Raw genomic sequence first — 11,052 nt, 5'->3', positions numbered from 1 at the left:
AACCTACCTTGGCGTAGCAGCCAGCAGGCTGTCCATCGGGATAAGCTCCGGTGTGATGAGGGTTCCTTCGCGCAGCGTCTGGGCTCCTTCGTATACCACCTGCTCGCCCGGCTCCAAGCCAGACTCCACGATGTAGAAGTGGGAGAAGCGCGCCTTTGGCTCAAAGCTCCTGGTCTGGACCTTGTTATCCTCCCCTACAATGTAGACGAAGTTCTTGTCCTGGATCTCAAAGGTGGCTTTCTGCGGTACCAGCAGGGCACTGTCCACCTCGTTGAAGAGGCGCACTTTACCCGTAGCGTGGTGTTTTAGGATCTTGGATGGGTTGGGGAAGGTGGCCCGGAAGGCAATAGATCCGGTGTTGGGGGCAAATACACCCTCCATGGTCTCAATTTTACCCTCATGCGGATAGGTGCTGCCGTCAGCCAGGATTAGCTGCACAGCGTTATTGTTGGCATCGTCCCCTTTCTGGCGGGCTCTGATGTAGCTCAGGTACTCTTTCTCTGATACCTCAAAGTATGCGTACACCGACTGCAAGTCTGACAGGGAGGTAAGCAGAGCACCCTCTGACACAATGCTGCCCACTTTGAGCGGAATACGGTCTACGACACCTGCAAACGGGGCCCGGATGCTGGTATAGGCAAGCAGGTTCTCGGCATGGTCGTGGGCTGATCGGGCCTCCTCTACCCTGGCTTTGGCGGCCTTTTGCCTGGCCTTGGCCAGCTCAAGTTCTGATGCCGAGATCACGTTTTTCTCCACGAGCAGGCGCACGCGCCCTACCTCTACTTCGGCGGCCATTGCCTCAGCCACGGCGTTGTTGAGGTTAGCCTTTGCCTTGGCAAGCTCCGCCTCGCGCTCTTTCGAGTTGAGTTTGAAAAGCACCTGGCCTGCCTTCACTTCCTGCCCCTCATCGACAAAGATCTTGTCGATGTAGCCGTTGATGCGTGCTCTCACCTCGACGTGACGCACAGCCTGAATGTCAGACACGTAGTCGAGGTGCAGGGTGGTATCTTTGGTGATGAGTTGTGTGACAGGCAGGGCTGTCTCGGTTTTGCTGTTGTCTATTTCGCCGCCCTGGGCTGTGCAGCCGGCCACAAGGGCACTCATGGTAAAGGTATATAATACGCTAGATTTCTTCGATAGCAGTTTCATCGTAACTGTGACAATTGTGATGTTAAAAGACAATAGTATACTGAGGCTGCCGGTACCGGAGAGCAAAAAACTCAGCGGTCAGTAGCCTGTTCAAATGCGTGGATGGGAGCCACGCGGAGTCTGACGAAGGAAGAAATCTAGAAGGGTTTGAACCGGAAGAGGTACCCGTGGTATTCCGAGAGCAGGAAGTTCAGCGGCCGGTATGGGGTACAGCTTTTGGTAATGGAGAAACCTTCCGGTTGGAAAGGCGCTGCCGTGTTTTTCAGAACAGGCTTGAGGGTGGTATGGTAGACAGAGCCGGCCCCCTTGTGGGTGGGTTTAGAGGTTTCGGTTCGGGGAAAGTCCTCAATCAGATCAAGATACTCCTGCAGCATCAGATCGATCGGGGAGTCGTCTTCGGCTATGCCTTCGCCACTGTCACGGCCCTCGAGCAGCTCCTCGAGCTGAATGATGGATTTACCGGCAACATGGGAGGTGCTGAAGTAAAGCGCCACATGCAGAATAAAGCATGAGAGCACCAACCAGTTAAACCACTTCCTGATCATGTAAACGTCACTGCAATTAAATGAAGCAATATACAAGTTTACTTATTCTTCGGAATAGGATCAACTGCTGCTCCACACTTTCAAGGATAAAGACAAAAAGTGCCTTTATTTTCCATAATGGCCTGTTTACCACTTCTGCAATTTGGGCTCAGGGTTACGGAGTCATAGGCAGGACTTGTATTTATATGTGACAAGCGGAAAACCAGGAACGGCTGAAGTTATTGCACGCAGTTTTCCGCTTATCTCGTTATGTATCCTGATAAGGAGATTCAATTCTACCAAACAGCTTTAAATTTATACTTAATTTCGGACGGAAAACCGCCCTGCAACCACAGCTACGAGCAATGAACCGATTTTTACCACTGGAACTAAGCGCCAAACTGCTCCGCCACCTGCAGCAGGCCGCCGTGCCGCATACTTACGACTACGAACGCCACCGGCTCACGCTGGCTTTGGATGAGCAGGAATTAGGATTCCGCCTGCCGCTCCCGCTCCCCTACCCCGGCCAAACGGGAGAAAAAGCGCAGGTAAATTACGTCATCCTGCTGGTGCAGTCGGGCAATTGCGCCATGGGGTATTTCGAGAACGGCCGCAACCTCGACCACAAAGTATGGCGCTCGTACATGGTGCGCAAGAAGCAGGGGAAAAGCCAGATCAAGCACCTCAAAACAAAGGGCAAGTCCAGGGCCGGGTCCAGGGTGCGGCTGGGCGAAACGCTGGAGTTTTTCGAGAACATCAACGGCCGGCTGCAGGAGTACTTCGAGGTATACGAAGTGCACCGCATCGCCGTCAGCTGCTCTAAAATCCTGATCCCATACTTGTTTGGTTCCAAGGTGGCCACGCCCTTCGCCAAAGACGATCCGCGCCTCTACAGAATCCCCCGCCACGTACACACCCCTATCTACGAGGTACTGCTGGATACCAACCGCTTCCTGCAGCGCGGCGAGCTGATTTTTGAGGAAGCACAGCAGCCCCTGGTGGACAAGCTCCTGGCCGAGGCTGGAATTACCGGAGAAAGTATAGAAGTAGCCGCGGCTGCTCCGGAAACGGACTGGGATGAAGTATACTTCGATGATGAGGAAGAGGATGATGACGAGATGGAATGGTAGACGCGCTGAACGCCCGGGCCGGCATTATTGTGATTACTCTACTTTGGAGGATATGTTAACCCACCCTTAACCTCTCTGGAGAGGCAGGACTGTTAAGTCTAACAAAGAACTGTCCCCTTGAGGACAAACAAGAACGAGAGTTAGCCGTTTGCGAGCATCGCTCAATAGGGGTGTAAGGCCGGTCGCAAAAGTCTTTAGCTTAAACTCAACACCCCTCTAACTCCCCTCAAAGGGAGAATCTAGCTATTACCACTTTCAACTTTACTCTCATGAACTAGTGCTTTAAGTTAGAGCTTAACAGCACTGCCTCCATGGAGACAAATTTCTATAACGGCTATATACTCTACTTGGCTCCCTCCTTTTCCCCATCCTCTGTTGCCATCCACTTTTTCCAGGGCCAGCCGTCCGCTTCGGGGCGTGGCGTTACCCAGCTTTTGGCACCCCAGTTATAGGGCACAGCGGCCAGGTTCACGTTCGGGTCCACAATGGGGTGGCGCGGGTAGCCGTTGAGGCTGAGGCTGGAAATGGCGTATACTTCCGGCTCCTGCATCCCCTGCCTGCGGTACTCTTCTTTCAGGAACTGGGCAAACTGCCAGATCATATCAGGGTGCTTGGGAAGCTCCCGCAGCTGCTCCTTGGCCAGGTAATCGTGGGGCCATACGGTTTGCTGCTGCCCGGTGGCCGCATCTTTCACCAGGTAGTATACCGCGCCCCGCTTGGTGCGCAGCATCATCCGCCACGAAAAGCGGTGCCCCTCCTCGGTCCAGTTCACGTCGCCGGGAATAAAGAAATGCCGTAGCGGGAAGAGCAGCTGCCAGCCCAGGTAAAGTATAAAAAACTGCGCGCCCAGCCGCAGCTGCCAGCGCGGCTGCTTCAGGGGCTGCTGCGCCAGCAGGGCAGGATCGGTTTTCCTACGGAAAAACCACCGCGCAATCTGCTCCGGGCTAAAGAACAGCACATTGGCCGCAATCATAAAGTATGGGAACACCCCCACATGAAACACCGCCGAGTTGAAGATGTGAAAGCAGAAGGCCACCCAGAAAGCCACCATGCGCGTGCGGGGCCAGAGCAAGGCAAAGCCGATCAGGAAATCGAACACCACACCGCCCCAGACCACCAGCTGTATCATGGCCGGTGTGTTCAGGTAGGGTCCGATCACGTAGAAGTGCGTTTTGGCCGACATCCAGATGCTCACCGACTTGGCCGCCAGCCAGTCGGGTTGTATTTTGGCCACGCCGGCGTAAAAGTACACCAGCAGCAGCTGCCCCCTGAAAAGCCAGAGCGTCCACTGCGGCGCCACCTCGCTTTCCAGCTCCGGCCTGCGCCGCACATCCCACGACAGCTTACGGTGGGCCGGCAGCAGCACCATCAGTCCGCTCACGAGCATGATCAGGTAGTGGTGGTTGAGGTAGTGTGTTTTCTCAGAGAAAAAGCTGTAGCTGAACAGCAGGAAAAACAGAAAGGAGACTACCTTGTAATGCCAGCCCACCATGATGAACAGGCCCAGCAGCGCCATGAGCAGGTACACGTACACCATGCCGTAGCCTGGCAGCGGCTTTATCCACTCCAGGCCAATGTAGCCAAAGTGGATGGTGGGCTCCACGTAATGCTCCTGCACCCAGTCGATCAGCACGGCCCCTACCCCCTCGCAGAACATCAACAACCCGAACAGGATACGGAAATACACTAACGGGTATATCCCGATGGGCTTCAGAAGCTGTTGCATCAGATGTTTCATGGTTCAAAGGGCGCTGAGACGGTGTGCGGTACACAGGATGAATCGGCAGCCACCTGAGGGCCAGGCAACTGACAACTATACCGTGAACTTACGTATGAAAGTTTACTTAAGCTATACTTTGTTTTAGTGACAAAAAGCAGTTTACACCCTGACCGTCGTCATCATGTAAGTATAAGCGTTTGCAGAACTTTGCCATGTAAATAAATTTCTCATAACAGATAAGTACATAACTATGAATGGAAATGGAAACGGAACAAACCAGTTAGCAGGCAAAGTGGCATTGGTTACCGGGGCCTCCTCCGGCATCGGAAAAGCCACAGCACTGTTTTATGCCCGCGAAGGCGCCAAAGTGGTGGTATCGGACATTGCAGAGGACAAAGGGCAGCAAGTGGTGGAGGAGATAAACAGAGCTGGCGGCGAGGCCACTTTCGTGAAAGCGGATGTGTCTAACCCGCAGGATTGCGAGCAGCTGGTGCAGCAGACCGTGGACGCCTTCGGCAGGCTGGACGTTGCCTTTAACAACGCGGGCATCGGGGGCGAGTCGAACCCGGTTGGTGATATGAGCATCGAGGGCTGGCAGAAGGTCGTTAACATCAACCTGAACAGCGTTTTCTACTGCATGCACTACCAGATTAGGCAGATGCTGCAGAACGGCGGCGGCGCCATCGTGAACAACTCCTCCATACTCGGGCAGGTGGGCTTTGCTAACTCGTCGGGGTATGTGGCAGCCAAGCACGGCGTGGTGGGCCTCACCAAAACGGGCGCCCTGGAGTATGCCTCCAAGGGTATCCGCATCAACGCCATCGGCCCAGCCTTCATCAACACGCCCCTGGTTACCAGCCTGGGCGAGGAGACGCTCCAGGCGCTCGTGAAAATGCACCCGATCGGCAGACTGGGCGAGGCCGAGGAAGTGGCGGAGCTGGTGGTATGGCTAAGCTCACCGAAGGCTTCCTTTGTAAACGGGGCTTACTATGCCGTGGACGGCGCTTACCTGTCGCAGTAAAGTATAGCCAAGTATAAAAAAGTATAGCCCCGGCCTTTGTAAAGACCGGGGCTATACTTTTTTATACTTTCAGCCAGCTCAGGTTTATACTTTGCCAGCCTCGGAGCGCTCTTTGCGGCGCAGGTACAGCAGGTTTCCGTTTTCAGGCAGGGCCAGCATCGGAATCCGAAGCGTCTGCAGGAGGCGTGAGGTTACGCTGCTATGGAAAATGCGCTCCCAGAACATGCGGTTGAGAATAGTGAAAGCCACCAGGCTGGTCTCGTTGGACTGCACGTAGCTGGAGATACCTTCTGCCACATCTTTGTTGGCGATTTCCACAAAGTTCAGCTCCGCCTCCGGAAACTGCGCCACCAGGTTCGCCTTGATGTACTCGTCGTCGATGTAATCGGGCTGTTTGTCGCTCTTGATGTGCAGGAAGGTGATGGTCGCGTTCAGCAGCTCCTTCAGGTTTAGCAGCTGCATGGTGGTTACCTGGTCGCCGTTCTCAAAGTCGGCGGCGTACACGATGTGCTCAAGCGGCCTGATCTCCGCTCCCTCCGGAATGGCTAGTACCGGGCAAAGCCCCTGCTTGGCGATAGCCTCGGTGGTGGTGCCGAACACTTTCCTGGAGAAGTTCTTGGCGCCGCCGGTGCCCATTACCACCAGCGTCACGTTATTTTCCTCTATGGCTTTGATAATCTCACCTACTGGCGCACCATCTTTTATCTCAAATCGCACCAACACATCGTCTCTGTTCAGGGTGGCCACCATGGCTTCCAGCTTCTGTTGCGCTGCACTTTTCTTATCATCCAGTCTGTCGGTGTTCATAGATGACAGCAGCGACGCATCCTCCACGCTGTGGAGCAGCAGAATCTCAGACTCTGATCTGGCGGCCAGTTCAACGGCATACTCAAAAGCTCTTAGCGAATTATCCGAAAAGTCGATAGGAACTAGTAGTGTCTTCATGGTAATACTTAGGTTTGGTTAATACAAATTGACTTATGGTTCTGACGTTTTATTTATTCAAAAATAGCTGAAAATGAAGCCATTAATAACAGCATTTATCAACTGTAAGATTGATAAATCTCATTCCTTCGGGGCAGCCAATGCCTGAAATTTGTAAGTGGATATGACCTGTCCTGGAACTGACGGGTCTGTGGGATAAAATTCCCACTGTCTGGAACGCACAGGTATAAGTATACTTGTATACGGTTGTACTTTAAAAAAGTATACTTATTTTAAGGTACCCCCAACACAAGAAGACAGCCACACTGAAACGAAACGGCAGGCTTACCCGCGATACGCCGTAATTACAAATTAACGAGGCCATTAGCCCCTGCATATTAAAGCTCCAACTCCCGCTTTTGTTTTAAATTCCGGATTTGGCCACGGCTCGTAACACGACTCCCTCCGGCAGTTCTCCTGCTTAAGCAAATCTACCGGAGGTATCCAGGGGATATGTAGTTGTATTATAGCTTTATACTTTACCCAACCGTAAGACCTAAAGATCCTTTACAAGTAAACACGACTTACTACCTACTATGCCCGAAACTATAAAAGAGAATAAAACCAACCGTGAGTCCTTGCGGCTCGAAAAGCAGCACCCCTGGCACAGCCTGGAGTCGGCTGAGGCGCTGGATCTGTTACAAGTTTCCCCGGAGGAGGGGCTGAGCGATGCAGAAGTAGAGCGGAGAAGAGAGCAGTACGGCCGCAATGTCATGACGCCCAAAAAACAGCAGAGCGCCCTTGTGCGTTTCCTGCTGCAGTTTCATCAGCCACTCATCTATATTCTGCTGGCAGCCACCGTGGTTACCATTCTGCTGCACGAGTATGTGGATGCCATGGTTATCTTCGGTGTGGTGCTGGTAAACGCCATCATTGGCTACATTCAAGAAACCAAGGCGCTGGAGGCTATCGACGCCCTGGCTAAAAGTATGACAGCCAGGGCACACGTGATCCGGAACGGCAAAAAGCAGCAAATCGACGCGCAGGAACTGGTGCCCGGAGACATCGTGCTCGTACAGTCGGGCGATAAGTTTCCGGCAGATGTGCGCCTGGTGCGGGCCCGGGACCTGAAAGTAGACGAATCAGCCTTGACGGGTGAGTCGGTAGCGGTGGAGAAGCGCGACACGCCTGTTGCTGCGGATGATGTGCTGGGCGATCGCGTGGGCATGGGGTTCTCCTCCACGGTGGTAACCTATGGGCAGGGCACGGGCGTGGTAGCCGCCACCGGCGACAGAACCGAGGTAGGCAAGATACAGGAATCCATTGCCAGCGCCCAGGACCTGGAAACACCCCTTACCCGCAAGATAAAGGAGTTCAGCAGCCTTTTGCTCTGGGTTATACTTGGCCTTTCCGCAGCCGTGTTTGCCGTGGAGTACTTCAGGGGCGCCCCCTTGGGCGATACCTTTATGGTGGCGGTGGCCCTGGCCGTAGGTGCCATTCCGGAGGGATTGCCTGTGGCGGTGACGATTATGCTGGCACTGGGGGTGTCTAAAATGGCCAAGCGGCGCGCCATCATCCGCAAGCTGGTGGCCGTGGAAACCCTGGGCAGCACCAATGTTATCTGCTCAGATAAAACCGGCACCCTCACCGAAAACCAGATGACGGTGCAGCAGCTTGTTGCAGGCGGTAAAAAGTATGAGGTAACCGGGCTTGGCTACCGGCCTGAAGGGGAGGTGCGGGAAGCTGAAGGGCCGGCTGACCTGAACAGCAACAAAGCCCTGGCGCAATGCCTGCGGACCGGCATGCTCTGCAACGATAGCTCCCTGAAGGAGAAGGAAGGCAACTGGACCATAGAGGGCGACCCGACCGAGGGCTCCCTGCTGGTAGCGGCGCGCAAGGCCGGCCTGGAGCTTGCTGCGTTGGAGAAAGAGGCTCCCCGCAAGGATGCCATCCCTTTTGAGTCGGAGTACCAGTATATGGCCACGCTGCACCACGGCGAGCGCCCGGTGCTATACCTGAAAGGCTCGCTGGAGGCCGTGCTGGATCGCTGCGAAAACGCCCTGCTCCCCAGCGGTGAACTAACCGAACTGGACCGGGAGACGATAAACGGGCAGGTGGAGCAGATGGCCTCGGAGGGGCTGCGCGTGCTGGCCTTCGCCATGGCCGAACCCGGGGAGGGGCTGAGCGACATCACCCACGACACCACCAGCTCCGGGCTGACGTTCCTGGGGGTACAGGGAATGATAGACCCGCCCCGCAAAGAGGCTGTGGAGGCTGTAAAGCTGTGCCAGCGGGCAGGTATAGAGGTGAAAATGATTACCGGCGACCACGCCGTAACAGCCGCTGCCATAGCCAGCCAGATTGGCCTGAAGGGCCGGGAGGAAAACGGGAAACTGGCAGCCATTACCGGCAAGGAACTACAGCAGATTGAGGACAAGGAGCTGGAGACCGTAGCGGAGGAGGTAGCGGTTTTTGCGCGGGTAGCCCCAGACCAGAAACTGCGCCTGGTAAAAGCCCTTCAGGCCCGCGACCACATCGTGGCCATGACCGGTGACGGCGTGAACGACGGCCCGGCTTTGAAACAGGCTAACATTGGCATTGCCATGGGTATCACCGGAACAGATGTGGCCAAAGATGCCTCCGACATGGTGCTTACCGACGACAACTTCTCCTCCATAGAAGAGGCCGTGGAAGAGGGCCGAAGCGTGTTCGACAACCTGACCAAGTTTATCGTCTGGACACTGCCCACCAACCTGGGCGAGGGACTGGTTATACTTACGGCCGTTATCCTGGGCTCGCAGCTGCCCCTGCCCCCCGTTCACTTGCTCTGGATTAACATGACCACCTCCGTGCTGCTGGGCCTTACCCTGGCGTTCGAGCCCAAGGAGCCGGGCATCATGAACCGGCCCCCACGGCCGGCTGACGAGCCCATCCTGACCTATGAGCTGATCATGCGGACGTTGCTGGTGGGCGTGTTGCTGTTGTTCGCCTCTCACGGTTTATACTTGTATGAGTTAGATCAGGGCGCCTCAAGAGCCGAGGCACAGACGGTGGCCACTACGATTTTTGTGGTGCTGGAGTCGTTTTACCTGCTTAACTGCCGTTCGTTGGTGCGCCCCATGAGCGAAATCGGGTTCTTCAGCAATATGTGGGTGTACTACGGCATCGGCGCCATGTTCTTCTTCCAGGCGCTCTTCATTTACACGCCATTCATGAATATGCTCTTTGGCTCCAGCCCGTTGGATGCGGGGCAGGTGCTCCGCATTTTAGGGGCTGGTGTCGTGTTAATCACTATTGTCTCCATCGAAAAGTATATCCGGTATGCCTATGCTAAACGCAAATCCGGCTCATCAGAGAGTGAAGGCTGATTTGAAAGTATAAACCCGAGAAAGCCCAAGGCCGCCGGTTGTAGCGGTTTATACTTTAAACCAGAGTAGTGTTCCCTCCAAGGAGGGGAATTTCTGCAAGTGTCATATAATACCACTACTAAGTCAGTACTGCGCACGTCAGTGCCCTCGCTCGCCTCCGGCGAGTGTGAGCTATCGGGGGAACTGGCCGCTTTAACGTGTGCCTCCGGGCACAGGTGGCGGGACGCCACCAAATCATGCTCGCTCGCCAGAGGCAAGCGAGAGCGCAAGCTAAGGCACACTACTTGTTCAATATGGGTATAATTCCCCTGCCTGGGGGCATAGCCGTTTCGTCCTCATCATTTTGTCATCCTGAAAGGATCTTGGTAGCGGGTAGTATAGGTTTGGCCTCCGGGGGTATGGGCTCTCTTTTCTACCAAGTTCCTTTATTGAATAACAGATTGTTTAGAGCCATTGTGTTTAGTATGAAACAGCCCTGCTACTTGGAAGGGGATTAGGAGTGGGGTTACACCTGCACTAAAGGAGGAGATCACAACCTGAGTTTTATACCTGGCCTTTATACTTTGCGGAAACCTGGCGCCCATGCCGGGAGAGCCCCGGACGCAAGCACAACGATCTGAAAGTATAAAAAAGGGCCATCAGGATACTGCAGCACCTGATGGCCCTCTTGTGAACAGGATTAGGGAAGGTTTACCGGTCCATCAGCTGGTTAAACCATCTTTTACGGTTCTTCTCCCCTGCACACATCAACACGACAGCCCCCACCACGGCTGCCCCTACGGCCGCGCGCACGGCCAGGCCACTGCGGTTGTGATCCCAGTCGGCGGAGTAGCCCTTCTCGGAGAAAATGTTGGGCACCTTGCCCTCGGCCACATCCTCAATCAGCCCCTCCACCACGTTTACGCGGTCGGCCACCAGGAGCGGGAGCCAGTGCAGGTAGCTGTTCTCGCTGTGCTTAAAGGCAAACCGGCGAATCATGCCGCTCAGGCCGCTCGGTGGCATGGCCGTGCCATACACAGCCGTTACGTTGGGCCGCTCAATAGAGTGCAGCACCTCCATGGTGATGGGCTGCTGCGGAGGCCGCTCCCAGGAGTAGCCTTTGTGCTCCTCGTTGGTGCGGTGCTTCATGGGGTACGTCGGGTCGTTTTTTGGATCGGCGTCTATCCCCCAGCCATTTATATGCGAATAGTCTTTTGCTTGTTCTTCCATAATAGTT

8 protein-coding genes are annotated in these 11,052 nt (G+C 54.8%); 3 read left to right on the top strand and 5 right to left on the bottom strand.

Going from position 1 to position 11,052, the window contains the following annotated elements; all coding sequences use genetic code 11:
- Positions 1-3 precede the first annotated feature (3 nt).
- Positions 4-1,104, bottom strand: a complete 1,101-nt coding sequence (locus tag C8N40_RS06145; protein ID WP_108210979.1) for an efflux RND transporter periplasmic adaptor subunit — start codon at positions 1,102-1,104, stop codon at positions 4-6.
- Between the two features lie 182 nt (positions 1,105-1,286).
- Positions 1,287-1,694 carry a hypothetical protein gene (locus C8N40_RS06140; protein WP_108210895.1) on the bottom strand — a complete coding sequence of 136 codons (408 nt, stop codon included), beginning with the start codon at positions 1,692-1,694 and terminating at the stop codon, positions 1,287-1,289.
- Positions 1,695-2,038: 344 nt separating this feature from the next.
- Between C8N40_RS06140 and C8N40_RS06135 the strand changes: the two genes are divergently transcribed.
- The gene (locus tag C8N40_RS06135; RefSeq protein ID WP_170114028.1) at positions 2,039-2,803 is read left to right on the top strand and encodes a hypothetical protein; all 765 of its coding nucleotides are present in this window, start codon (positions 2,039-2,041) and stop codon (positions 2,801-2,803) included.
- 343 nt (positions 2,804-3,146) lie between these two features.
- Here C8N40_RS06135 and C8N40_RS06130 read toward each other — a convergent pair whose 3' ends face one another.
- The gene (locus C8N40_RS06130; protein ID WP_108210894.1) at positions 3,147-4,541 is read right to left on the bottom strand and encodes an HTTM domain-containing protein; all 1,395 of its coding nucleotides are present in this window, start codon (positions 4,539-4,541) and stop codon (positions 3,147-3,149) included.
- A gap of 232 nt (positions 4,542-4,773) precedes the next feature.
- Here C8N40_RS06130 and C8N40_RS06125 point away from each other — a divergent pair, with 232 nt between their 5' ends.
- Positions 4,774-5,544, top strand: coding sequence for an SDR family NAD(P)-dependent oxidoreductase (locus C8N40_RS06125; RefSeq protein WP_108210893.1), 771 nt, complete (start codon positions 4,774-4,776; stop codon positions 5,542-5,544).
- Positions 5,545-5,628: 84 nt separating this feature from the next.
- Here C8N40_RS06125 and C8N40_RS06120 read toward each other — a convergent pair whose 3' ends face one another.
- Positions 5,629-6,489 carry a universal stress protein gene (locus C8N40_RS06120; RefSeq protein WP_108210892.1) on the bottom strand — a complete coding sequence of 287 codons (861 nt, stop codon included), beginning with the start codon at positions 6,487-6,489 and terminating at the stop codon, positions 5,629-5,631.
- 575 nt (positions 6,490-7,064) lie between these two features.
- Between C8N40_RS06120 and C8N40_RS06115 the strand changes: the two genes are divergently transcribed.
- Positions 7,065-9,836, top strand: a complete 2,772-nt coding sequence (locus C8N40_RS06115; protein WP_108210891.1) for a cation-transporting P-type ATPase — start codon at positions 7,065-7,067, stop codon at positions 9,834-9,836.
- A 690-nt stretch (positions 9,837-10,526) separates the two neighbouring features.
- Here the strand turns inward: C8N40_RS06115 and C8N40_RS06105 are convergent.
- Positions 10,527-11,045 (bottom strand): hypothetical protein, encoded by a 519-nt coding sequence (locus tag C8N40_RS06105; protein WP_108210889.1) that lies wholly within the window; start codon positions 11,043-11,045, stop codon positions 10,527-10,529.
- Between the last annotated feature and the right edge of the window lie 7 nt (positions 11,046-11,052).

It is taken from the genome of Pontibacter mucosus, from assembly GCF_003054055.1.
GTDB lineage: Bacteria > Bacteroidota > Bacteroidia > Cytophagales > Hymenobacteraceae > Pontibacter > Pontibacter mucosus.
Note: the sequence above shows the minus strand (reverse complement) of the source record. Positions and strands in the feature narration are given on the sequence as shown.

What these genes read in the sequence shown, in the direction of transcription:
- C8N40_RS06120 (WP_108210892.1), bottom strand. Translation starts at nt 6,489, where the DNA reads ATGAAGACACTACTAGTTCCTATCGACTTTTCGGATAATTCGCTAAGA.
- C8N40_RS06105 (WP_108210889.1), bottom strand. Translation starts at nt 11,045, where the DNA reads ATGGAAGAACAAGCAAAAGACTATTCGCATATAAATGGCTGGGGGATA.
- C8N40_RS06135 (WP_170114028.1), top strand. Translation starts at nt 2,039, where the DNA reads ATGAACCGATTTTTACCACTGGAACTAAGCGCCAAACTGCTCCGCCAC.
- C8N40_RS06130 (WP_108210894.1), bottom strand. Translation starts at nt 4,541, where the DNA reads ATGAAACATCTGATGCAACAGCTTCTGAAGCCCATCGGGATATACCCG.
- C8N40_RS06145 (WP_108210979.1), bottom strand. Translation starts at nt 1,104, where the DNA reads ATGAGTGCCCTTGTGGCCGGCTGCACAGCCCAGGGCGGCGAAATAGAC.
- C8N40_RS06115 (WP_108210891.1), top strand. Translation starts at nt 7,065, where the DNA reads ATGCCCGAAACTATAAAAGAGAATAAAACCAACCGTGAGTCCTTGCGG.
- C8N40_RS06125 (WP_108210893.1), top strand. Translation starts at nt 4,774, where the DNA reads ATGAATGGAAATGGAAACGGAACAAACCAGTTAGCAGGCAAAGTGGCA.
- C8N40_RS06140 (WP_108210895.1), bottom strand. Translation starts at nt 1,694, where the DNA reads ATGATCAGGAAGTGGTTTAACTGGTTGGTGCTCTCATGCTTTATTCTG.